Raw genomic sequence first — 23246 nt, forward strand, 5'->3', positions numbered from 1 at the left:
AATGGATTCAGAGATCAAACGCCGGGGAGCGTCGCTGTACGGGTCTTCCGAGACGGCTCCGGCCCGGGCAACACAGGACCGCATCGACATCCCGGACTTCGCCCCCAGCCTCCTCCCGTCGGGCGACATCCGCCCGGACCGCTTCCTGGACCGGGAGATCAGCTGGCTCGACTTCAACGCGCGTGTCCTCGAACTCGCGGAGGATCCCGAACTCTTCCTCCTCGAGCGCGTCAACTTCCTGTCCATCTTCGCGTCCAACCTGGACGAGTTCTTCATGGTGCGCGTCGCCGGCCTGAAACGGCGCATCGCGACGGGCCTCGCGGTGCCGTCGGCCGCCGGGCTCAGCCCGATCGAGCAGCTCGAGAAGATCATGCAGGACGGCTACCAGCTGCAGCAGCGCCACGCGGCCGTCTTCGCCGAGCAGATCCGGCCCGCCCTCGCGCAGGAGCAGATCCACCTCACCACGTGGGGCGAGCTCGACGACGCCGCGCGGGCCGAGCTCCACAAGATCTTCGCCGAGAAGGTCTTCCCGATCCTCACTCCGCTCGCCGTGGACCCTGCGCACCCCTTCCCGTACATCTCCGGCCTCTCCCTGAACCTCGCCGTGGTGGTACGCAACCCCATCAGCGAGAAGGAGCTCTTCGCGCGTGTGAAGGTGCCCGACCAGCTGCCGCGCCTGATGTCGGTCGACGGCCCCCGCGCCGGCAATGTCGCCGGCCGGATCGCGCGCTTCATCCCGCTCGAGGAAGTCATCGCCGTCCACCTGGATCAGCTCTTCCCGGGCATGGAGGTCCTGGAGCACCACCTGTTCCGTGTCACCCGGAACGAGGACCTCGAGGTGGAGGAGGACGACGCCGAGAACCTCCTGCAGGCCCTCGAGAAGGAGCTGCTGCGCCGCCGCTTCGGGCCTCCCGTGCGCCTGGAGGTGACCACGGACATCAACCCGAGCATCAGGGCGCTCCTGTCCCGTGAGCTCGGCGTGGAGGAGGACGAGGTCTACAACCTCCCCGCTCCCCTGGACCTGCGCGGGCTCAGCGTGATCGCCGGGATCGACCGCGGGGACCTCCACTACCCCAAGCACGTCCCGCACACGAGCCGCTACCTGAACGAGAGCGAGACGTCGAAGGCGGCGAACGTGTTCGCCGCGATGCGCCGCCGGGACATCCTGCTGCACCACCCGTACGACTCGTTCTCGACCTCGGTGCAGGCCTTCCTGGAGCAGGCGGCCGCCGACCCGAAGGTGCAGGCGATCAAGCAGACCCTGTACCGCACGTCGGGCGACTCCCCCATCGTCGACGCCCTGATCGACGCCGCGGAGGCGGGCAAGCAGGTCCTCGCGCTCGTGGAGATCAAGGCCCGCTTCGACGAGCAGGCCAACATCTCCTGGGCGCGGAAGCTCGAGCAGGCCGGCGTGCACGTGGTCTACGGGATCGTAGGCCTCAAGACGCACTGCAAGCTCTCGCTCGTGGTGCGGCAGGAGATCGACGGGCTGCGGCGCTACTGCCACATCGGCACGGGAAACTACCATCCCCGCACGGCCCGCTACTACGAGGACCTCGGGCTCCTCACAGCCAACGACCAGGTGGGACAGGACCTGTCGCGCCTGTTCAACCAGCTCTCGGGCTACGCCCCGAAGTCCACGTTCAAGCGCCTCCTGGTGGCTCCGCGTTCGGTCCGCTCGGGGCTGATCGACCGCATCGAGCGGGAGATCGCGAACAAGCAGGCGGGTCTCGCGGCGCGCGTGGTCATCAAGGTCAACTCGATGGTGGACGAGGCGATCATCGACTCCCTGTACCGGGCGTCGCAGGCAGGCGTGACGGTGGACGTGATCGTGCGCGGCATCTGCTCGGTGCGTCCCGGCGTCCCGGGCCTCAGCGAGAACGTGACCGTGCGTTCCGTGCTCGGCCGCTTCCTGGAGCACTCGCGCGTGTTCGCCTTCGCGAACGGCGGCGAACCGGCGGTCTTCATCGGATCCGCGGACATGATGCACCGCAACCTGGACCGTCGCGTCGAGGCCCTCGTGCAGCTCAATGCGCCCGAGGACATCTCCTACCTGATGAACCTCATGGACCGCTACATGAACCCGGCCGTCTCCAGCTGGCACCTCGACGAGACCGGCTGCTGGACGCGCCACCACAAGGACGACGACGGCGCGCCCCTCGAGGACATCCAGTCCTGGCTGCTCGCGTCGCGGGCACGCCAGCGGGCGGTGTCACGCCGCTGATGGCCGCGACCACGAAGAACGCCACCGCCGTCGTGACCCAGGGCGGCAGCGCGACGGTCGTCGCGGCCGGGACGCTCTGCTGGCGCATCGAGAAAGGCCGGCTCCAGGTCCTGATCATCCACCGTCCCCGGTACAAGGACTGGTCCTGGCCGAAGGGCAAGCTCGATCCGGGCGAGACGACGCCCGAGTGTGCCGTGCGGGAGACCTTCGAGGAGGTGGGCCTGAGCGTGAAGCTCGGCATCCCGCTGGCGACGATCACCTACCCGGTGTCCTCCGGCGACAAGGTGGTGCACTACTGGGCCGCGAAGACCGAACGGCTGAGCCCTGAGCCGGACGGCAAGGAGGTGGACCGCGTCCAGTGGGTATCGCCCGAGGAGGCACGCGACATGCTGACCAGCGCCTCGGACATCGAGCCCCTCGAGTCCCTCATCGCCGCCCATGCGGCGAAGGACCTGCAGACGTGGCCCCTCATCGTGGTGCGGCATGCCAAGGCCAAACCTCGGTCCTCGTGGAGCAGGGCCGAGGGCGAGCGACCCCTCGCCGCCACGGGCCGGCGCCAGGCGATCGCGGTCAGCCGCCTCCTGCAGGCCTGGAACCCCGAACGCGTGGTCAGCAGTCCCTGGGTGCGCTGCGTCCAGACCATCTCCCCCTACGTGAACCAGCGCAGCGCGAAGCTCAAGCTCGTCGACGCCCTCACCGAGCACGACGCCGCCCGGAAGCCGGGGCGCGCCCGGAACGCCGTGGAACGCGTGTTCGACAAGCGCCGCCCCGTCGCCCTGTGCACGCACCGTCCCGTGCTCCCCCTGGTGTTCTCGGTCCTGGGCAACCACATGACGAGCAGGCTGCGAGCACTGCTCCCCGTCGAGGACCCGTACCTGGCACCCGGCGAAGCGGTGATCTGCCAGGTCAGCACCCTCAACCAGGGTCGCATCGTCTCCGTGGAGCAGTTCCGCGCCTACGACGACTGATCGGTGCCCGAGCGGACAGGGCCTCCACGGACGTCCCCTGCCCCTCGCACCGTCCTCGGGACCGGAGGACGACCGGAGGACGACCGGTCGGCGTCGATTCACCACTTCCGGCGCCGCCGTTCATGCCGCGTTCACCCCCAGGGTCTACCGTGAGGTGCTCCTGCAGGATCCAGCACCGAGGACGGGACGGACATGGCTGATGTGAAGGGGCTCATACGGGGGCTCGCACCGCACGAGATCGATCAGATCCACAGGATCGGGCCTGCCGGGCGCCTGACTCCGAAGCTCCTGCACGCCATCGACCGGGCCGCCGGCGGTCCGGGTGAGGGCCGCGGCTACTACGTGTACGGCAGCTCCGCGGGCACGGATCGACCCCGACCGTTCGTGCTGCGCGAGGACGTGTGCGCCGAACTGTTCGGCGTCCGCCACTAGGCACGACCTGCGGCGTACGACCCTCCGGCGGTCCTGCGGGACGTGCATCCCCCGGGAGAGGATAGCGGGATGACGTCCCCCCACGAGCCGCTGGATACAGGAGCCGCACCAGGCGGACCGATGGCCGGCGTCCTGCTCCGGCTGCAGGTCGGCCCGCTAAGCCACGGCCCGGGGAGCCACGGCCCGGGGAGCCACGGTCCGGGATCCGGGCTCCCTCCGGTCGACGTCATGGCGGGCCTCCTCGACGACACCGAACGTGCACGCGCTGCGCGAGTGGTCGACACGGATGTCTCCGGGCTCTTCGTCGCCGGACGGTACCTGCTGCGCGCTCTGGCCGCCGAGCTGCTCGGCGTGGAGGCCCGCCGTCTCACCTCGAGCTTCACCTGCCCCCGGTGCACCCCGGCGGGCGGGTCCGATCACGGCCGGCCGGGGTACCTGCTCGACGGCGAACGCCTGCCCGTGGCGCTCAGCCTGTCCCGCGCCGGTCAGGTGATCCTGCTCGCGGGCCTGGACCTGCGTGGCTCCGTCCGCGACCCGAGTGCCGGCATCGGCGTGGACCTGGAGCGGGTCGCGGATGTGGGGTTCGACGGGTTCGACGACGTCGCCCTCACGCCTGCGGAACGGCGCTCCCTCCGGGGGTTGTCCGTGCCGCGCCGGCCTGCGGCACGGGCTCGCCTGTGGTCGCGGAAGGAAGCCCTGGTCAAAGCCCTGGGGACGGGGTTCGCCGACCGGGGTCCTGACGAGGTGGACGTGCTGATGGACGACAGGATCACCGACGTCCTGGAGGTCGGCGGGGTGCTGCTCGGAATCCTGGGCCTCGCGGCCGCCGTCGCCGTTAGTCCCCTCCCTACCGGTTAGTCCCCTCCCTACCGGGTGGTCCCCTCCCTACCGGTTGGTCCCCGCACGCGCCGGGCAGCGCCGGGTCCGGCCCGCAGGCGTCACAGGGCGGGGAGGTCCTCGGCGAACAGCCAGGGTGCCAGCAGCGCTCCGACGTCGATGCCCTGCAGGGTGCCGGTGGCGAAGGCGAGGAAGTCCGGCGTGGTCACGGACCCGAACCGGTACTCCTCCGACCACGCGCGCAGGAGTCCGAAGAACGCGTCGTCACCGGCGGCCCTCCTCAGCGCGTGCAATGCCAGCGCGCCTCGCTTGTACACGCGGTCGTCGAACATGTCGGAGGCACCCGGATCACCGATGGTGAGGTCCTGCGGTTCCCGGGTGAGGCGCTGGTGCGTGGACAGCGCGCGGGCGTCCGCCGTCGTCGATCCGCCGGCCTCGGACCACAGCCACTCGGCATAGCAGGCGAAGCCCTCGTGCAGCCAGATGTCCTGCCACCGGGCGGCCGTGACGGCGTTGCCGAACCACTGGTGCGCCAGTTCGTGGGCGATCAGCCGCTGCGCCTCCCAGTCCTGGTCGAGGTGGTTGCGTCCGATGATGGAGAGCGTCTGCGCCTCGAGGGGGATCTCCAGCTCGTCGTCCGCGACGACCACGAGGTACTGGGGAAAGGGGTACGGCCCGAAGTGCCGCTCGAAGGCCGTCATCATCTCATGATGGCGGGCCAGCGAGGCCCTGGCGGCGGGCACGAGCGACGGCGGGACGGCGGCGTACTGCGGCACCGGCTGTGCAGGATCGCGCGGCACTGCGTGTGCGGGAAGCCCGACGGCGGGTCGTGCCGGGTCGTTCAGCGCCACGAGCTCGTAGCGCCCGATCTGGACGGTCGCGAGGTAGGTGGCCATCGGCTCCGCCTGCTCGTAGACCCACGTGGTCCGACTGGACTTGGCGATCCGCGAGACGAGCACACCGTTGCAGACGGCGCGGTAGCCGGCGTCGGTGGTCACCGTGAACCGGTAGCGGGCCTTCCGGGACGGGTGGTCGTTGCACGGGAACCAGGACGGCGCTCCGGTGGGCTGCCCGGCCACGAGGACGCCGTCGGTCAGTTCCTCCCACCCGACCTCGCCCCAGGTACCGGAGATCGGCTCGGGGTTGCCTTCGTAGCGGATGTCGAGCCTGAACTCGGCGTCGTCGGGCACCGGGTCGCGGAACCCGATCACGAGCTTGCCGGCGCGATCCTTGAAGGAGCGCACCCGCACGGTGTCGGACGTGACCTTCGTGGTGCGCAGTCCGCTGAGGTCCAGCTCGAGCTCCCGCAACTCGTGCTGGGCGGTCATCGTCAGGACGGCACGGCCGGACAACCGGTTGCTGGCGAGCCTGTAGTCGAGGGTCAGGTCGTAGTGTCCCACCCGGTAGGAGGTGCTGCCGTTGGCCGGCGTGTACGGGTCCGGTGAGCAGGCCTCTGCGTCACCGCTCACGCACCGTCCCCCGGACCCGACCACGAGCTGACGGGATTACCCATCCAGTAGCTCCCCGCGGGGACGGTCTCGCCGCGCATCACGAGCGACGCGGGGCCGACCGTGCCGCCCGCGGCGATGTCCGCAGCGGGAAGGATCACACTGTGCGGGCCGAGGGTCGCGCCTGCGGCGAGCTCGACGGTGTCCATGCTCATGATCCTGTCATGGAAGAGATGCGTCTGCACGACGCAGCCACGGTTGACCGTCGAACCGTCGCCGAGCGTCACGAGGTCCGCCTCCGGCAGCCAGTAGCTCTCGCACCAGACACCGCGTCCGATCCGCGCGCCGAGCGCCCGCAACCACCAGACCAGCGCCGGGGTACCGCTGGCGGCACGGGCGAACCATGGCGCGCTCACGCTCTCGACGAAGGTGTCCACGACCTCGTTGCGCCAGATGAAGGAACTCCACAGGGGATGCTCGGCCGCCTGGATCCGCCCGACCAGCAGCCACTTCGCGGCGACGGCGCTGCCGGCCGCGACGGCGCCGAGCATCATGAAGACCACGCCGCTCAGCAGCGCCGCCACCGGATACCCGCCCCGGAGGGCGAGTGCGTCGAAGATGACGAGCGCGCCCGCGGCGATCATCACGGTGAGGATGACCGGCACCACGCGGCACAGTTCCCAGAAGGCCCGGGCAGCCTTGAGCCTCCGCGGAGGCTGGAAGGTGCGGCTCTGATCGCCCGTCACGGCGAGCCGGCGCAGGCGCGACGGCGGACTGCCCAGCCAGGAACTGCCGGCCTTGGCCTTTGCGGGCGTGGCCGAGAGCACGGCGACGAGCGAGTTCTTGGGCACCCGCCGCCCCGCGGACGTCATGCCCGAGTTGCCGAGGAACGCGCGCCGCCCGATCTTCGCGGGAGCGATCCTGAGGTAGCCGCCGCCGAGTTCGTACGAGGCCACCATCGTGTCGTCCGCGAGGAAGGCACCCTCGTTGATCGTGGTCATCCTGGGGATCAGCAGCACGGTGGAGGCCTCGACGTTCCGACCCACACGTGCCCCGAGCAGCCGGAGCCACACCGGGGTGAAGAGGCTGGCGTAGAGGGGGAAGAGGAGGTCCCGCGCCAGGTCGAGCGTGCGCTCGGTGGCCCAGATCTGCCACCCGATCCGGCTGCGCGCCGGGTAGAAACCCTCCCGCAGGCCGATTCCGAGCAACCGGACGGTTCCGAGCACGAGGACGGCGTTCCCGATGAGCCAGAGGACCGCCGCGAGGACCACGGACCCCACGAGGGACGGCCAGACCGCCGAGAGCGACGGCGCTCCCCGCAGGGCGGCCACGACCGGGAGGGCGGCGATGACGGCGGCGACGTACGGGATGAGGGCGAGGGCTCCGGATGCCGCGGCGAACACGAGGAACGACAGGCCGGTCCGCAGCCGAGACCGCGGCGGCGGAGCATCCGGCCACCCGTGCTTCGCCCTGCCCGCCCGCGTCGCGGGCGAGCCGGAGACGAACTGTCCGGGCCCGACGGCGCCCTGGACGGCGGAACCGGGCGCCACCTCGGCGCCGGCGCCGATCCTCGCGCCCGGCATCAGGGTGCTGCGCGCACCCACCACGGCCCCGGCTCCGACGGAGACGGCCCCGATGTGGACGCGGTCGCCGTCGATCCACCAGCCCGAGAGATCGACCTCGGGTTCCACCGATGCGCCGGCGCCGAGGGTCAGGAAACCTGTGACCGGCGGGACGGAGTGGAGGCTGACGTCCGGGCCGATCCGCGCTCCGAGGGCCCGCGCGTACACCGGCACCCAGGGTGCGCTCGCGAGGCCGACCGCGCCCACGCTGTCCGAGATCTGCTCGGCCAGCCAGAGCCGGAGGTGGACCTTGCCGGAGCGCGGGTACACCCCGGGCTGAACGCCGCCGAGGAGGATACGGGCGGCCGCCGCGGACAGCGCCATGCGGCCGAGGGGACTGACGAAGACGAGCCAGGACAGTCCCACCCACCACCAGGACAGGGTGGGAGCCGCCGTCAGGAGGCCCGTGCCCCCGAGCACGTTGGCCGCGATCATCGCGTAGGTCAGCCAGCGCATCCCGGCGAGGAATTGCAGGGGGATGCCCATGACGGTCTGGAAGACCTGCGACCTGGTCGTGGTGCGCCGCACGGTCCGCGGTGGTGCGGGAGACCGCTCGCCGCCGTCGCCCGTCCCCGCGGCGAAGGCGGCGAGCGCGCCGAGCCGTGGGTGGGCGTAGATGTCCGCCACGGTGATGACCGGGTACCTCGAGCGGATGAGCGACACGAGCCGCGCAGCCGCGAGGGACCCACCGCCGTGCAGGAAGAAGTCGGCGTCCTCGTCCGCCGGCACCGAGCCGAGGACTGCCGCCCACTGGTCGGCTATCCACTGCACGCGCGGGTCGAGACCCCGCGGATCCCCGGGTTCCCCGACACCGGGGAGGGGCCACGGCAGGGCGTTCCGGTCCACCTTGCCGCTCGTCTTGGTCGGCAGCGAGCCGGCGAGGGTCAGCAGCGGTACCAGCGCCGCGGGAAGGCGCTCCGCGAGGAGGTCCCGCAGCTCAGGGAGATCGGGCTCGGGCCCGGCCGCCACCAGATAGCCGACCAGCAGCTGGTTGCCCGATGGCGTCGACTGCACCGCGGCGGCGGCCGCGGAGATCCCGGGGAGGGACTGGAGCGCAGCGTCCACCTCCCCGAGCTCGATGCGTCGGCCCCCGAGCTTGACCTGGTCGTCCGCGCGCCCCACGAAGACGAGCCCGGCGGCCTGCAGCCGGACGAGGTCTCCGGAGCGGTAGGCGCGATCCCAGCCGAGCGTGGGCATCGGCGCGTACTTCTCGGCGTCCTTCCCGGGGTCCAGGTAACGGGCCAGGCCCACTCCCCCGATGATGAGCTCGCCCGTGCCGTCCTCCCGCACCGGCACGCCGGACTCGTCCACGACGGCGAGGTCCCAGCCGTCCAGTGGCAGGCCGATGCGCACCGGCCCGTCCCCGCCCAGGCGTGCTGCACACGCGACGACGGTCGCCTCGGTGGGTCCGTAGGTGTTCCACACCTCACGGTCGTGCACGGCGAGGCGCTGCGCGAGTTCCGGCGGGCAGGCCTCGCCGCCGAAGATCAGGAGCCGCACGTTCTCGAGGGATTCCGATGGCCACAGGGCGGCGAGCGTGGGCACCGTAGACACGACGGTGATGCCGCGCGCTATCAGCCAGGGACCGAGGTCGACGCCGGTCCGGACGAGCGCTCGGGGCGCGGGCACGAGGCACGCGCCGTGCCGCCACGCCAGCCACATCTCCTCGCACGAGGCATCGAAGGCCACGGACAGGCCCGCGAGCACCCGGTCCGCGGGACCGATCGGTTCGCGCTGCAGGAAGAGGCGTGCTTCCGCGTCGACGAAGGCGGCCGCCGAGCGGTGCGTGACAGCCACGCCCTTCGGCGTCCCCGTGGAGCCGGACGTGAAGATGATCCAGGCGTCGTCGTCCGGCGTCGGAGCCCCCGTCCCCGCCGGGCGCCCGCCGGTCGCCGCTCCTCGCCCGACCGGCCCTCCGGTCAGGGACAGCCCCTGCCCGACGACGACGGCCGCACGTGACTCCGCGAAGACCACGCGGGCGCGCTCGTCGGGGTCGTCGGCGTCGACCGGCACATAGGCCGCACCCGCGACGAGGATGCCGAGGATCGCGATGTAGAGCTCGTTGGTCCCCGACGGGATGCGCACCCCCACGGTGTCGCCCCGCTTCACCCCGGCGTCGTGCAGCGTCGCCGCGAATCCTTCCGCGGCACCGACGAGCTCCGCATAGCTGAGATCCGAGGTCCCGTCGTCGAGCGCCGACGCATCGGGGTGCTGTGCGGCCGTCGAACGCAGGATGTCGAGGAGGGTACGGGGTGCCGGCGCGAGCGCCGACGCCGCGAACTGTGCGGGGTAGGGCGCGGCGGTGGCTCCGGGCGCGGGTATGGTCACGGGTGGAGTCTTCCGTCGGAAGGTGAACGGAAGGTGTCGTGCATGGTGCCCCTCCATTGTTCCGGCGAACTCTACCGGCGCCTAGACTTGATCGGGTGAGCACCCCCATCCCCACCCCCTACGAGGATCTGCTGCGCGACGTGATGGCCAACGGCGCGGCGAAGAGTGACCGGACGGGCACCGGGACACGCAGCGTCTTCGGCCGGCAGCTCCGCTTCGACCTGAGCGAGTCCTTCCCGCTCATCACCACCAAGCGCGTGCATTTCAAGTCGGTGGCACTCGAACTGCTCTGGTTCCTGCGCGGCGATTCGAACGTCCGCTGGCTCCAGGAACGCGGCGTCTCGATCTGGAACGAGTGGGCGGACGACGACGGCGAGCTGGGACCGGTCTACGGCGTCCAGTGGCGCTCGTGGCCCACCCCGGACGGTGGACACATCGACCAGATCGCCCAGGTGGTCGAGGCCCTGAAGAGCAACCCGGATTCCCGCCGCCATCTCGTGTCCGCGTGGAACGTCTCCGAGATCGCCGACATGGCGCTGCCGCCGTGCCACGTGTTCTTCCAGTTCTACGTGAGCCCCGGCACGGACGGCGGCCCGGGGAAGCTCTCCTGCCAGCTGTACCAGCGGTCCGCCGACACCTTCCTCGGCGTGCCGTTCAACATCGCCTCCTACGCGCTGCTCACCCTGATGATGGCGCAGCAGACCGGCCTCGAGCCCGGGGAGTTCATCTGGACCGGCGGCGACGTGCACGTGTACGACAACCACGTCGAACAGGTCGCCGAGCAGCTGTCCCGGGAGCCGTACCCGTACCCGCGGATCGAGCTGAAACGCACGCCGGCCAGCATCTTCGACTACACCCTGGAGGACTTCGACGTGGTCGGCTACCAGCACCACCCCACCATCAAGGCCCCGGTGGCGGTATGAGCGGCACCCCCTCGCCGTCCACCCTCGGCGTGCGCGACGCCGTCGGGTCGCACCCCGTGATCGGCATGATCTGGGCGCAGACCGAGAACGGCGTGATCGGCAGGGACGGCGGCATCCCCTGGCACGTGCCGGAGGACATGGCCCACTTCAGGGCGACCACCACGGGTCATCCGGTCATCATGGGCCGCCGCACGTGGGAGTCCTTCCCCGAGAAGTTCCGGCCCCTGCCGGACCGCACGAACATCGTCCTCTCCCGCTCCGGCACGGATCTTCCGGGCGCCGTCGTCGTCGATTCGCTGGACGCCGCCCTCGAAGCGGCACAGGCCGGACCGGGCGCCGAGGAGATCTGGATCATCGGCGGCGGGCGGGTCTACGCAGAGGCCATGGACCGGGCGAACGCCGCCCTCGTCACCGTCGTCGAGTCCACCGCGGAGGGTGACACCGTCGCTCCGGCCCTCGGTGCCGACTGGACCCTCGCGGCGCTGAGCCCCGAGGCCGGCTGGTTCGAGTCCTCGGGCGGGACCCGGTACCGCATCAGTCTCTGGACGAAGCAGGGCTGAACCCGCGGCCCGGCCCGCATCAGGGAGGTGCCGGTCACAAAGCGCGGTCCGCAGGACCTCCGCGGCTAAACTGGAGGGCATGACTTCAGCACCCGACAGCCCAGCCCTGCCCTCCGTCGGATTCGTGGGCTGGCGCGGCATGGTGGGCTCGGTCCTCATGCAGCGGCTCCAGGACGAGGGCGACTTCGCCCGCATCAATCCTGTGTTCTTCTCGACATCGGCCGCGGGCGGAGCCGCACCGTCGTTCGCCGACGGCTCCGGCACCCTGCAGGACGCATACGACGTCGGGACGCTCGCCAAGCTGCCCATCATCGTGACGGCACAGGGCGGCGACTACACGTCCGAGGTCTACCCGAAGCTGCGGGACGCCGGGTGGTCCGGGCTGTGGCTCGACGCCGCGTCCACCCTGCGCATGGAGCAGGACAGCGTGATCGTCCTCGACCCCGTCAACCGGTCGGCCATCGACGCCGGACTCGCGAACGGTGTCCGCGACTTCATCGGCGGCAACTGCACGGTCTCCTGCATGCTCATGGGGCTGGGCGGACTCTTCCGCAACGGCCTCGTGGAGTGGGGCACCTCGATGACGTACCAGGCGGCCTCCGGCGGCGGCGCCCGCCACATGCGCGAACTCCTCAACCAGTTCGGGGCCCTCCATGGCACCGTCGCCCTGAACCTCGACGATCCCGCCTCGGCGATCCTCGACATCGACCGGGCGATCCTCGCCAAGCAGCGGCACCCGAGCCTCGAGGCCACGCAGTTCGGCGTGCCCCTGGCCGGATCGGTCATCCCCTGGATCGACAGCGACCTCGGCAACGGCCAGTCCAAGGAGGAGTGGAAGGCCGGCGCGGAGACCAACAAGATCCTCGGCACCGACGCCCGCATCCCCTTCGACGGCCTGTGCGTCCGCGTGGGCGCCATGCGCTCGCACTCGCAGGCCCTCACCCTGAAGCTGACGCAGGACCTGCCCGTGAGCGAGATCGAGTCGATCATCGCTGCGGACAACGAGTGGGTGCGGGTCATCCCGAACACGAAGACGGACACCCTCGCGGGGCTGACCCCGGTCGCGGCGACGGGGTCGCTGGACATCCCGGTGGGCCGCATCCGCAAGCTCGAGATGGGCCCGGACTACATCAGCGCCTTCACGGTGGGCGACCAGCTGCTGTGGGGTGCGGCCGAGCCGCTGCGCCGGATGCTGATGATCGCCACCGGAAACCTCTAGCCCTCGGCGTCCGCCCCTGCTGCCGGTGGTGAAGCGGGCGCGGACGCCTGGTAGATCAGGGCCCTCGCCACGTCCCGGATCCGCACGTTGCTGTCATTGGACATCTGTTTGAGGCGCAGGAACGCCTCCTCGCTGCCACACCGGTGACGCCCCATGAGGATTCCCTTCGCCTGGTCGATCACACCCCGGGACGTCAGTGCCTCCTGGAGCTGCTCCACCTCCCTGCGGGCCGAGTGGTAGAGGCTCGAATGCGCCATGGCCGTGGTGGCGTACTCCACGAACCGGCGTGAGGTCTCGGCAGAGCTCTCCGCCGGCGGCTGCTCCAGATACCCGAGGATCCTGACGAGGTCGTCCCGGTAGTCGGTCACGTCCTCCACCTGTTGCAGGACGGCGACGAGCGCACCGTCCTCGTCGAGGACGGGGATGTTGACCGGGCTCCAGTAGCGTTCGAGGAACGCGCCGGGCCGCGTCGGGTCGGGGATGTCATAGCGGTGGATGTGCAGGCTGTCCCGCTGCCCGGTGGAGATCACCCGCTCGAGGGACTGGCGCATGGTCCGGGCGGGGGCGTCATCGGTCTGTCCCGGGTTCTCGGGGAAGACATCGAAGGCCTGGCGGCCGACCAGCTGGTCCCGGCTGATACCCGTCGATTCCGTGAACGCCGCGTTGACGTCGAGGATGACGAAGTCGAGATCCATCAGGGAATAGCCCGAGGTGGACGCCTCGAAGGCACTCTCCCGCAGGGACCTCGCCGAACCGTCCGGTCCTCGGCGCGTGACGTGTCGCTGTTCCGTCATTCGTATCCTTGTCGCTCACAACGGTTCCGCAGCAGGCCATGACGCTGCGATCGTTCGGATGGACAATCGTATCCACTGCCGCCGACATCCTGCGGGCACATCCGGCGGGTATCCCGTGCTTGCATCCCGGGTGGGAAAAGGTCGGAGGGTCGCGGCAGGATGGGCGCATGGATCCCGTGAACGCAGACACCATCCTCCGGCGCTTCTTCGCCGCGAGCGGCCACACGCGCCATCCGGAGAGCCTGCTGCGGTACGAGCGGGTCCAGTGCCACCTCCGGGACTACCTCGAGACGGTCGCGGCCACCCGGTTGGAGAGGGTCGACCAGGAGTTGCTGGCCCTCGAGCGCCAGTTCGGGACCACGGAACCCTATGTGCGGGTCATGGGCGCGCAGCAACTGCTGCACGCACTGCCGGAGTTCCTGTCGCCTCCCCAGCTCCTGCCGGATTTCCACGACCGCCTCGCCCAGATCAGCGTCGCATCCCGCCTGGCGCAGTGGCTGTGCTCACGGCGGCTCGTGGCGCGCGAGGACAGCCGGAGGGACCTCGTCCTGACCCGCGCTGCCGCCGAGCAGGCCCGCCGCTCCCCCGCGCTGTAGGACTGCGGGAACGCACGCCGCTGGGGCGGGGGATCCGCTAGAGGGAGCAGTTGATGAGCAGCGGCTCGGGTTCCAGGCGGATGCCGAACGTCCGTTCGACGCCGTCGCGCACAAGGCGCGCGACCGCCAGGAGGTCCGACGCCGCGGCGCCGCCCCGGTTGGTGAGGGCAAGGGTGTGCTTGGTCGACAGGGAGGCGCGTCCACCCGCGGCGGCGCGGCCGTCGTCGTCGGCGAGGCCGAAGCCCTTGGCGAAGCCTGCGTGCTCGATCAGCCAGGCCGCGCTGAGCTTGACCCGGCCCTCCTCGCCGGACGGATACCGGGGAGCGTCCTGCGGGAGTCGGTCCGCGACGGCGGAGGGGACGATCGGGTTGGTGAAGAACGATCCGGTGCTCCACGTGTCCGGGTCGGGGGCGTCGAGCACCATGCCCTTGCCGGCGCGGAGCCTGAGCACCTCCCGGCGGACGTCGTTGGCATAGGCGCGGGCCCCTACTTCGACGCCCAGCGCCCGGGCGAGCTCCGCATAGCGGACCGGCTTGCTCATGCGCCCGAGCCCCAGCTGGAACTCGACAGCCAGCACCACGTAGCGGGGTGAACCGTTGACGGTGCTGCGTTTGAGCAGGGAGTCCCGATAGCCGAACGTCAGCTCGAAGTTGGTGAAGCTCTTGATACTGTCCGTCCCGCGGTCGTAGGTCCGGACCGTGGCGATGGTCTGCGACACGTCCGAGCCGTAGGCCCCGACGTTCTGGACGGGCGTGGCTCCGGTCGAGCCGGGGATGCCGGAGAGCGCCTCGAGCCCGGAGAAGGCGTGCATCACGGTGTACCGGACCAGTTCGTCCCAGTCCTGGCCGGCCTGGACGCGCACCATGACGCCGCCGCACGTGGCATCGTCGTCGTTCACCGTGAAGCCCGTGGACGTGATGTGGACGACCGTACCGTCGAAGCCGTCATCTCCGATGAGCAGGTTGGACCCGCCGCTGAGAATGAGCAGCGGGTCACCCGCGGCATCGGCGGCGCGGACGGCCTCGACGATCTCCTGCTCGGTCGAGGCCTCTACGAGTGTGCGGGCCGGGCCTCCGACGCGGGCGGTGGTGAGGTCGGCGAGACGCGTGCCCGTCAGTGGCGCCGTCACGGCAGCCTCACCACGGCCTGTGCCTTCACGAGGACCTTCTGCCCGGCGGACATCACCGTGAGGTCGACCCGTGCCGTCGATTTCTCCGCGTCGATCGCGCCCACGACGCCGGTCACCTCGACGACGGCCCCCGGCTCCCCCGGCTGCGCCGTCGTGTCCTCGACGACGACCGGCTTGGTGAAGCGCGTCTGGTAGTCGACGACGGCGGCCGGATCCCCGACCCAGTCGGTGACGAGCTGCACCGCGGCGCCCATCGTGAACATGCCGTGGGCGATGACGCCGGGAAGCCCGACGCCCTCGGCGAAGGCCTGGTTCCAGTGGATGGGGTTGAGGTCGCCCGAGGCCCCGGCGTACCGCACGAGGTCCTGGCGCGTGAGGGCGATGGTGGCGGAGCCGATCTGCTGCCCGACCTCGAGTGTGGAGATGGATACCGTCATGGCTACTGGTCCTCTCCGCGCACGAGGATGGAGGACGTCGTCGTGGCCGTCGGCTCACCGTCGACGGTCGAGATCTCGGCGCGGGTCGTGATCATCGCTCCCCCGCCCATGGCCCGCACGGAGTCCACGTGCAGTGCGGCGACGAGCTGGTCCCCGGCGAGGATGGGGCGATGGTGGACGAAGCGCTGGTCGGCGTGCACGACGCGCGTGAAGTCGATACCCGCGGACGGATCGCCGATGAGCTGCGCATCGGCGCGCTGCGCCACGATGATGGCGAACGTCGGCGGAGCCACGAGGTCCGCGTGCCCGAGCGCCGCCGCGGCGTCGACGTCGTAGTGTGCCGGGTGCGTGGCCTTGACGGCCCGCGCGAAGTCGCGGATCGCCTCACGTCCTACGGAGTAGGTCTCTCCCGCGGGGTAGCTGCGCCCCTGCAGGTTCGGGTCGATGGTCATGGGTCCTCCGGTGGAAGCGGCGTGGGCAGTGGCGAAGCGAGCGGCGTCGCACCGCGCGGGAGTGGAACGGTCAGCGCAGGTCCTTCATGCGGCGTCGGACGTCGCGGGACCGGACCACCATGCCGGCGAGGTGGCACACCATGCCGACCACGATGACCGGGATGCCGGTGAGGACGAGGGCGCGCTGGTCCGTCGCGGCTCCGACGACCGCGACGAGGATGCCGATCGCCGTGGTCACCAGCGCGGAGACCACCAGCTTGCGGTACAGGTCCGAGCCGGTCTCCCAGGGCGTATTCAGCATGATCCGATTCTACTGCCGACTCCACCGGCCGCTGCTCAGAACAGTGCTTCCTGGACAGCGGGCACCGGCGTGCTGAAGGCCCCGGGCCTGATGCGCCGGCCCTTGAGCTGCGAGAGGTCCGCGACGAAGAGGAGGTCGGTCCCGTCGATCGAGACCAGCGCCGACGGGCCGAGCACCTCTCCGACGGTGAAGCCGTGCCGGCCGCTGCCCAGGAACGCCGGGTACGGCTGCAGCCCGCTCCGTCCGAGGACGGCGGACCACCCCGCCGGCGGTTCGAACTCCTCGTGCACCACCTCGAAGCCGTCCAGTCCCAGGCCGCTCTCGAGCAGTCCGCGGGCCGCCAGGGCGAGACCGTCGTTCACGTGCTGGAGCTGCACAGGAGGCAGGGGTGCGCACAGCGACACGGCCTTCGTCCCGGAGCGGACCGCCTGCTGGAGCCCGGTGCTACGGGTCACCTCGTCCTCGAGGATCCGGACGATCCGACCGTCGGCGGCGTGGGCCACGAACTGTGCGACCACCGCGCCCTGCTCCACGAGTCTGGCCCGCTTCCTCTGGTGGGATGCCGTGCCGACCTTGCTCGAGCCGTCCGCGAAGGTCGCGACGTACAGCCAGTGGGGCTGGTCGAGGTAGCGCTTGAGCCCCGCCGGAGCGATGCCGGAGCGGTGGATGTCGTGCATGAACCGGACGTCGTCCTGCGCGAAGCACCGCGCGCACTGGTAGCCCCGTTCGGCGGGCGCCTGGTCCGCGCACCGCACCCAGGTCCGGTCCTCCCGGCCGTGGACCCGGTGGAACCCCAGGCAGTACCGCCCCTCCGCGGCGACCTCGTAGGCCAGCCTCGTGCCGGGCGTGAGGCGGATGTCCTGGGCGCTGTCGTCGCCGGATCCGCCATCGGCCACGGCTCCCGGCACCTCGCCGGACACCACCGTCGCCACCGCCGGCACCGTCCGGAGTGACAGGACCGGCCCCGAGGAACGCCAGTCCACGCCGCTGCAGAGGGAGACGGGATCCATACCTCCAGCCTAGACGCGGCCGCTCCCCCGTCGCCCGGGAGCGTCAGGCGAGCACTGCGCTGAGGTCGTAGGCGGCGGGGATGTCGAGCTGCCCGAAGGTGCAGGAGCGTGCTTCGCGGTCCGGCCGCCACCGCTCGAACTGGACTGTGTGCCGGAAGCGGTCGCCCTCCATCTGGTCGTACCGCACCTCGACCACGCGCCGGGGGTGCAACCGGATGTAGGAGACGTCCCTGGCCGAGGCGAAGCGGCTGCGCTCGGTCTCGCCCCGTTCGATCTCCCCGGCCGCGTCGCGCATCACCTCGGGTTCGAGCTCCTCGACGAGTTCGAGCCGCCGCCTGTCCGAGAACGCCGAGATGCCGCCGACGTTGCGGAGTCCGCCGCCGTCGTCGTACAGGCCGAGCAGCAGGGAGCCGACGCCCGAGCCGGACTTGTGCACCCGGTATCCGAGTACTACCACGTCCGCGCTGCGGTGGTGCTTCACCTTGAGCATCAGCCGCTTGTTCGGTCCGTACGCGGCCGTGAGGGGTTTGGCCACGACGCCGTCGAGGCCCGCGCCCTCGAACTCGACGAGCCAGCGCCGTGCCAGGTCGACGTCGCGCGTGACCTGCGACAGGTGGACCGGTGCGGAGAAGGACTCGCCCACACCCTCCAGCGCCTTCCGCCGCTCACCGAAGGGGACATCCGTCAGGTCCTGGTCGTCGATCGCGAGGAGGTCGAACGCCACGAAGGACGACGGCGTCTCGTGCGCCAGGAGCCGCACCCTGCTCTCCGCGGGATGGATGCGCTGGGACAGTGCCTCCCAGTCGAGCCGTTCCGCGCCCGGTTCACCCTGCCGCACCACGATCTCGCCGTCGACGACGCAGCGATCGGGCAGGTTCTCGAGCAGGGCTTCGACGAGCTCCGGGAAGTACCGGGTTAGCATCTTCGAGCCCCTGCTCCCGATCTCGCAGGTGCCGTCCTCGATCCTGACGACGGCACGGAAGCCGTCCCACTTCGGCTCGTACAGGAGCCCGCCCGGCACGCTGTCCGGGTCGGGCACGGCGTTCACCGCTTTCGCGAGCATCGGCTGGACGGGGAACGGCAGGTCAGTCATACCCTGATCCTGTCGCAGAGGACCCGCGCTTGGCTATGGGCGCAGGCGCGGGTCCTTCCGGGGACGCCCGCGGTCAGGCGGTCTGGCCCTCGTGCGGGCCTTCGGCGATCTCCTCGAGGAGCTTGTCGTTGAAGGCGTCGAGGTCTCCGGGGTTCCGGCTCGTGACCAGCCCCTGGTCCACCACCACTTCCTCGTCGCTCCAGTTGGCGCCGGCGTTCTTCAGGTCGGTGGCGAGCGTGTGGTAGGACGTCAGGTCCCGACCGCTGACCACTCCGGCCTCGATCAGCAGCCACGGGCCATGGCAGATGGATGCGACGGGCTTGTGCTGTTCGAAGAACGCCCGGGTGAAGGCCTGGGCGTCCTTGTCGACCCGCAGGAAGTCGGCATTGACCACGCCGCCCGGCAGCACCAGTGCGTCGTAGTCGTCCGCCGTCGCATCGGACACGGCGAGGTCCACCTCGAACGTGTCACCCTTGTCCATGCCGTCGAAGCCCTGCAGCGACCCGGTCTTGGGCGAGACCAGCGTGGGGATGCCGCCCGCTTCCTTGACCGCGTTCCATGGGCTCGTGAGCTCGATCTGCTCCACCCCGTCGGTCAGCAGGAATGCGACCTTCTTGCCTGAGATGTCGTGTTCGGACATGCTGTTCTCCCTTGCGTAGAGCGTGGCTGTCGTACGGTGTCCAGCCTAGGAAGCGCCCTAGTGATAAGCAAGCTGAGCAATTTTCCCCATCGGCCTCACTAGGACCGCTTGGGGCGGGCGCGCACGTGCATGCGCTCGCCCTGCTGCCCGAAGAGGCTGATGAATTCGACCGATTCCCCGTCGGCGCTGGCGAACCAGTGCGGCGTATGGGTGTCGAACTCGGCAGCCTCGCCCGGCCCGAGCACGAAGTCGTTGCTCCCGAGCACGAGCCGCAGCGAGCCGTTGAGGATGTACAGCCACTCATAGCCCTCGTGCACCTGCAGATCGGGCTCCGTGCCGCGTGCGTTCCCCGCCAGCACCATCTTGTACGCCTGTACGCCACCCGGTCGCTTCGTCAGGGGGATGGCCGTGATGCCGTGGTGCTCGATCGGGCGCAGGTGGATCCGGGGATCACCGGTGGGAGGCGCCCCGACCAGGTCGTCGAGCGGGACGTTGTAGAGCTGCGCGATGGGCAGCAGGAGTTCCAGGTTGGGGCGCCGCTGGCCGGATTCGAGCCGGGACAGGGTACTGACGGACACGCCGGACGCCTCGGACACCTCGCCGAGGGTCAGGTTGCGTTCGGTGCGCAGGCCCCGGAGCCGGGGTCCGACGGCGTCGAGCACTGAGGTGAGGTCTGCTGCCATGGGTCCATCTTGCCATACCGGCAAAGAAGTTTGCTCATCTTGCCTCATCGCGCCGATGCTGGATTCATCAGCGCACCAGAAGGAGAACCACCATGCCAGCCACTATCAGGCCCCTGCAGGACAGGTACGACGTCGTCGTCGTCGGAGGCGGAGCCGCGGGACTCAGCGCCGCCGTGACCCTGGGCCGCGCACTCCGCTCCGTCCTCGTGCTCGACGCCGGCCGTCCCCGCAACGCACCCGCGCAGGGCGTCCACGGATTCCTGACACGTGAGGGCATGCATCCGCTCGCGCTGCTCGACGCCGGCCGCGGCGAAGCGGAGTCCTACGGGTCCACGGTCCTGGCAGCCGAGGCCGTGCAGGTGCGGCGCGAGACCCGAGGATTCGTCGTGGAGCTGTCCGACGGCCGCGTGGTCCGGGGGCGCCGCCTGCTCCTCGCCACCGGGCTCACCGACGGCCTGCCCGACATCCCCGGGCTCCTCGACCAGTGGGGTGCGGGCGTGGTCCACTGCCCGTACTGCCACGGCTACGAGATCCGCGGGCTGCGCATCGGCATCCTGGGCACCGGGCCCCTGTCCGTCCACCAGACCCTTCTCTTCCGGCAGTGGTCGGACGACATCACGCTCTTCCTCAACGACGCGGTGAGGCCGACGGACGAGGAATGGGACCGTCTGGCAGCGCGCTCCATCCGCGTGGTCGACGGCGCCGTCGCATCGGTCGACGCCATCGACGGCGTGCTGTCAGGGGTGACGACGCGCAGCGGCACGGCTTTCGCGCTGGACGCCCTCGCCGTCGGCACCCGGATGGAGGCCAACGGCGGCCTGCTCGCGCCGCTCGGACTGCCGGAGCAGCAGCATCCGTCGGGGATGGGCCGGTTCGTCGAACCCGGACCCATGGGCACGACGGCGGTGCCCGGCGTCTATGTCGCCGGGAACGTCTCCAATCTCGCCGCGCAGGTCGTCGTGGCTGCGGCAGAAGGCACCATGGCAGGTGCTGCGATCAACGCGAGCCTCGTCGAGGAGGAGACGGCCTGGGCCGTGGAGGGCTACCGCGGGCCCTTCTCCGCGTCGTCGGAGAGCGAGGTCTCGGCGCGCGTCCTCGGCACGCGCCGGCACGGGCTCGATGATGGGGTCCCGGGTGCTCCCGCACCCGTCGGGTCGATGGTCCGCGACAGGGCCGGAGAAGGGGTGCGCCATGCAGGTTGAGTACACGCAGGAGTTCTGGGACGACCGCTACCGGCAGCGTCCGAGGATCTGGAGCGGCAGGCCGAACCGCCAGCTCGTGGCCGTGGTGGAGGGCCTCCCTGCGGGAAGGGCACTCGACGTCGGCTGCGGAGAGGGAGCGGACGCCGCCTGGCTCGCCTCCCGCGGCTGGTCCGTCCTCGGCATCGATGTCTCCGAGGTGGCGCTCTCCCGTGCCCGGGCCCACGCGGAGGGTCTCGAACCGTCCGTCGCCGAACGCCTCGAGTGGCGCCGGGTGGACCTGCTGGCATCTCCGGACCTGCCCGCGGGCCTGGACCTCGTCTCCGTCCAGTTTCTGCATCTGCCGGAACCGGAGCGTTCGCGCATCTTCGGCTCCCTGGCGACCCTGGTCGGCGTCGGAGGGACGCTCCTGATCGTCGCCCACGATCCCTCGGACCTCCACTCCGGCGTCGGACGGCCTGCCCAACCCGATCTCTTCTACACGCCGGAGGAGATGGCAGGGCTGCTCGACGACGGCTGGGACATCCGGGTGTGCGAGTCGCGTCCACGCGTCGAGCGCACCGCCGACGGCCGGGACGTGAGCATCAGCGACGCGGTGCTGCAGGCGGTACGGACCGGCTGACCCGTCCGCAAGGGCCCGGCGGCGTTCTCCGTCGCGTGCTTCCCGCCGGGCCCGTCGGTAACCTCGACGCATGCAGTGGATCACGGAGAGATACGTCAACTTCGCCAGCATCATCGACGACGCGACCCTCGAACAGAACCGCAGAACCAGCTCCATGCCGTTCGTGTACCCCCACTTCGCCTCCATGCCCGACGCCCATCTGGGCCTTGGCTGTGCCGTCGGCTCGGTCCTGCCGACCCTCGGCGCCATCATCCCCGCGGCCGTCGGGGTGGACATCGGCTGCGGGATGGTCGCCGTGCGCACGGACCACTCCGCGGGGGACATCGCCCGCCTGGACCGGCGGAGGCTGCGTGAATCGATCGAACGAGCCATTCCGCTCTCCGCGGGCAACAACAACAAGCGGGTGTCCGCCTCCGCCCAGCCGCGCATCGACGCGCTCGACGAGGACGCCCGGCGTGCCGGGTTCGACCCTGCCGGCTACCTGAAGAACTGGCGGCTCCAACTGGGTACCCTCGGCTCCGGCAACCATTTCATCGAGGTGTCGCTCGACGAGGCGGACGACGTCTGGCTGTTCCTGCACTCGGGCTCGCGGGGTATCGGGAATCGCATCGCGCAGCGCCACATCCGAGCGGCGCAGGACTATTGCGCGGGCCGGTCCATCTCGCTGCCGCACCGGGACCTCGCCTACCTCGAGGAGGGAACGCCCGCGTTCGACCGCTACATCAGCGAACTGCTGTGGGCGCAGAAGTTCGCCCTGCTCAACCGCGAGGAGATGATGGACCGCGTGGTCGGCCAGTTCACGCACTGGGTGGGCAAGCCCGTGCAGGAGCTCGAACGCATCAACTGCCACCACAACTACACGCACCGGGAGCACCACTTCGGGAAGGACGTGTGGCTCTCCCGCAAGGGGGCCATCGCGGCGGATCCCGGGCGACCCGGCCTCATCCCGGGCTCGATGGGCACGCGCTCCTACGTGGTGACGGGCCGGGGCAACAGGGAGGCGATGGACTCGGCACCCCACGGCGCGGGGCGGGAGTACTCGCGCAACGCCGCGCGGAGGACCTTCACGCAGGACCAGCTCCGGGCCGCGATGCAGGGTATCGAATTCCGGGACACCCCTGCGTTCCTCGACGAGATCCCCGCCGCCTACAAGGACATCGATGTCGTCATGCAGGATGCCCGGGACCTCGTGGACATCCGTCATACCCTGCGCCAGATCATCAACGTGAAGGGCGACTGACGGCCCCTGACGGCACCGCGGACGGGAGTGGCGGCGGCTAGGCTGGCGCCATGTCGCTCCTGACCGGCACGCAGCCGCCCGCACCGATCGTCGTGGACGTCGCATCCGATGTGCCGCGGTGGTGGGAGATCGTCGGCGCCCTCGCACCCCTCGCCGTCCTGCTCGCTGCGGTGCTCGCGGCTGTCACGGCGTTCGCGGCCCTCCGGCAACGCTCGACGGCGGACCGGGCCGCACTGGAGCAGAAGAGGCGTGCGGACGACCGGGCCGAATGGTGGCGCAGGACGCAGTGGGCCATCGACGCCGCCACATCCCTCGACCCGATCCGGCAGGAAGCAGGGGTGGAGGCGCTGCTCCAGCTGTCCTACAGCGATCTGGCGACCGAGGAGGACCGCCTGATCCTGGACGCGATCTGGGTGAGCAATCCGGTGGCGAATCCGGAGGATCCCGACGCTGGACTGCCCGAAGGCGGTGCCGGACAATGAGACCAGG

The 23246-nt window shown here is 70.4% G+C and carries 23 protein-coding genes; 12 read left to right on the forward strand and 11 right to left on the reverse strand.

Features of this window, described 5'->3' with window-relative positions:
* Nucleotide 1 precedes the first annotated feature (1 nt).
* From AC0Z9V_RS06755 to AC0Z9V_RS06770, 4 genes are all read left to right on the forward strand, one after another.
* Nucleotides 2–2224, forward strand: a complete 2223-nt coding sequence (locus tag AC0Z9V_RS06755) for an RNA degradosome polyphosphate kinase (RefSeq protein WP_208739754.1) — start codon at nt 2–4, stop codon at nt 2222–2224.
* Complete coding sequence (locus AC0Z9V_RS06760) at nt 2224–3192, forward strand: NUDIX hydrolase (protein WP_459267190.1); 969 nt, start codon at nt 2224–2226, stop codon at nt 3190–3192. The genes AC0Z9V_RS06755 and AC0Z9V_RS06760 overlap by 1 nt, the downstream gene beginning before the upstream one ends.
* A gap of 192 nt (nt 3193–3384) precedes the next feature.
* Nucleotides 3385–3624 carry a hypothetical protein gene (locus AC0Z9V_RS06765; protein WP_133082380.1) on the forward strand — a complete coding sequence of 80 codons (240 nt, stop codon included), beginning with the start codon at nt 3385–3387 and terminating at the stop codon, nt 3622–3624.
* A gap of 69 nt (nt 3625–3693) precedes the next feature.
* A complete protein-coding gene (locus AC0Z9V_RS06770; RefSeq protein WP_485141067.1) occupies nt 3694–4482 on the forward strand; it encodes a 4'-phosphopantetheinyl transferase family protein in 789 nt (262 codons plus the stop codon).
* An 80-nt stretch (nt 4483–4562) separates the two neighbouring features.
* Here AC0Z9V_RS06770 and AC0Z9V_RS06775 read toward each other — a convergent pair whose 3' ends face one another.
* Both AC0Z9V_RS06775 and AC0Z9V_RS06780 read right to left on the reverse strand, forming a co-directional pair.
* Nucleotides 4563–5930, reverse strand: coding sequence for a M1 family metallopeptidase (locus AC0Z9V_RS06775; RefSeq protein WP_485141068.1), 1368 nt, complete (start codon nt 5928–5930; stop codon nt 4563–4565).
* Entirely contained in the window at nt 5927–9859 is a 3933-nt protein-coding gene (locus AC0Z9V_RS06780) for a Pls/PosA family non-ribosomal peptide synthetase (protein ID WP_485141069.1), read from the reverse strand. Before AC0Z9V_RS06780 ends, AC0Z9V_RS06775 begins: the two co-directional genes overlap by 4 nt.
* A gap of 143 nt (nt 9860–10002) precedes the next feature.
* On the opposite strand from AC0Z9V_RS06780, the gene AC0Z9V_RS06785 reads away from it, so the two are divergent.
* The 3 genes from AC0Z9V_RS06785 to asd all read left to right on the forward strand — a co-directional run bounded on the left by AC0Z9V_RS06785 (nt 10003) and on the right by asd (nt 12561).
* On the forward strand, nt 10003–10782 hold the full coding sequence (locus tag AC0Z9V_RS06785) for a thymidylate synthase (protein WP_244186319.1): 780 nt from the start codon (nt 10003–10005) through the stop codon (nt 10780–10782).
* Nucleotides 10779–11342, forward strand: coding sequence for a dihydrofolate reductase (locus AC0Z9V_RS06790; RefSeq protein WP_133082375.1), 564 nt, complete (start codon nt 10779–10781; stop codon nt 11340–11342). The genes AC0Z9V_RS06785 and AC0Z9V_RS06790 overlap by 4 nt, the downstream gene beginning before the upstream one ends.
* A gap of 79 nt (nt 11343–11421) precedes the next feature.
* On the forward strand, nt 11422–12561 hold the full coding sequence (gene asd, locus AC0Z9V_RS06795; RefSeq protein ID WP_208739046.1) for an aspartate-semialdehyde dehydrogenase: 1140 nt from the start codon (nt 11422–11424) through the stop codon (nt 12559–12561).
* Here asd and AC0Z9V_RS06800 read toward each other — a convergent pair.
* Entirely contained in the window at nt 12558–13355 is a 798-nt protein-coding gene (locus tag AC0Z9V_RS06800) for an ANTAR domain-containing protein (protein WP_133082373.1), read from the reverse strand. The two genes, asd and AC0Z9V_RS06800, sit on opposite strands and share 4 nt — an antisense overlap.
* Nucleotides 13356–13522: 167 nt before the next feature.
* On the opposite strand from AC0Z9V_RS06800, the gene AC0Z9V_RS06805 reads away from it, so the two are divergent.
* A complete protein-coding gene (locus AC0Z9V_RS06805; RefSeq protein WP_133082372.1) occupies nt 13523–13951 on the forward strand; it encodes a hypothetical protein in 429 nt (142 codons plus the stop codon).
* A gap of 37 nt (nt 13952–13988) precedes the next feature.
* Here the strand turns inward: AC0Z9V_RS06805 and AC0Z9V_RS06810 are convergent, their stop codons facing one another.
* The 8 genes from AC0Z9V_RS06810 to AC0Z9V_RS06845 form a co-directional block, all read right to left on the reverse strand.
* Nucleotides 13989–15068 carry a UDP-N-acetylmuramate dehydrogenase gene (locus AC0Z9V_RS06810; RefSeq protein WP_133082571.1) on the reverse strand — a complete coding sequence of 360 codons (1080 nt, stop codon included), beginning with the start codon at nt 15066–15068 and terminating at the stop codon, nt 13989–13991.
* Nucleotides 15069–15076: 8 nt separating this feature from the next.
* The gene (locus AC0Z9V_RS06815) at nt 15077–15517 is read right to left on the reverse strand and encodes a MaoC family dehydratase (RefSeq protein ID WP_485141070.1); all 441 of its coding nucleotides are present in this window, start codon (nt 15515–15517) and stop codon (nt 15077–15079) included.
* A gap of 2 nt (nt 15518–15519) precedes the next feature.
* Nucleotides 15520–15969 (reverse strand): FAS1-like dehydratase domain-containing protein, encoded by a 450-nt coding sequence (locus tag AC0Z9V_RS06820; protein ID WP_133082370.1) that lies wholly within the window; start codon nt 15967–15969, stop codon nt 15520–15522.
* Nucleotides 15970–16039: 70 nt separating this feature from the next.
* A complete protein-coding gene (locus AC0Z9V_RS06825; RefSeq protein WP_133082369.1) occupies nt 16040–16270 on the reverse strand; it encodes a hypothetical protein in 231 nt (76 codons plus the stop codon).
* A gap of 35 nt (nt 16271–16305) precedes the next feature.
* Nucleotides 16306–17280 (reverse strand): DUF2797 domain-containing protein, encoded by a 975-nt coding sequence (locus AC0Z9V_RS06830; protein WP_485141071.1) that lies wholly within the window; start codon nt 17278–17280, stop codon nt 16306–16308.
* Between the two features lie 43 nt (nt 17281–17323).
* Nucleotides 17324–18373, reverse strand: coding sequence for an ATP-dependent DNA ligase (locus tag AC0Z9V_RS06835; RefSeq protein WP_485141072.1), 1050 nt, complete (start codon nt 18371–18373; stop codon nt 17324–17326).
* 73 nt (nt 18374–18446) lie between these two features.
* The gene (locus tag AC0Z9V_RS06840; protein WP_485141073.1) at nt 18447–19013 is read right to left on the reverse strand and encodes a type 1 glutamine amidotransferase domain-containing protein; all 567 of its coding nucleotides are present in this window, start codon (nt 19011–19013) and stop codon (nt 18447–18449) included.
* A gap of 98 nt (nt 19014–19111) precedes the next feature.
* A complete protein-coding gene (locus AC0Z9V_RS06845) occupies nt 19112–19696 on the reverse strand; it encodes a helix-turn-helix domain-containing protein (RefSeq protein WP_133082365.1) in 585 nt (194 codons plus the stop codon).
* A 92-nt stretch (nt 19697–19788) separates the two neighbouring features.
* Between AC0Z9V_RS06845 and AC0Z9V_RS06850 the strand changes: the two genes are divergently transcribed.
* The 4 genes from AC0Z9V_RS06850 (at nt 19789) to AC0Z9V_RS06865 (ending at nt 23239) form a co-directional block, all read left to right on the forward strand.
* Nucleotides 19789–20898, forward strand: a complete 1110-nt coding sequence (locus AC0Z9V_RS06850) for an NAD(P)/FAD-dependent oxidoreductase (RefSeq protein ID WP_485141074.1) — start codon at nt 19789–19791, stop codon at nt 20896–20898.
* Complete coding sequence (locus AC0Z9V_RS06855) at nt 20888–21517, forward strand: methyltransferase domain-containing protein (RefSeq protein WP_133082363.1); 630 nt, start codon at nt 20888–20890, stop codon at nt 21515–21517. The genes AC0Z9V_RS06850 and AC0Z9V_RS06855 overlap by 11 nt, the downstream gene beginning before the upstream one ends.
* Nucleotides 21518–21587: 70 nt before the next feature.
* On the forward strand, nt 21588–22757 hold the full coding sequence (locus AC0Z9V_RS06860) for an RtcB family protein (RefSeq protein ID WP_485141075.1): 1170 nt from the start codon (nt 21588–21590) through the stop codon (nt 22755–22757).
* A gap of 50 nt (nt 22758–22807) precedes the next feature.
* Nucleotides 22808–23239 (forward strand): hypothetical protein, encoded by a 432-nt coding sequence (locus AC0Z9V_RS06865; RefSeq protein ID WP_485141076.1) that lies wholly within the window; start codon nt 22808–22810, stop codon nt 23237–23239.
* The last annotated feature ends 7 nt before the right edge of the window (nt 23240–23246 follow it).

The sequence above is a fragment of the Arthrobacter sp. UYP4 genome, from assembly GCF_057291175.1.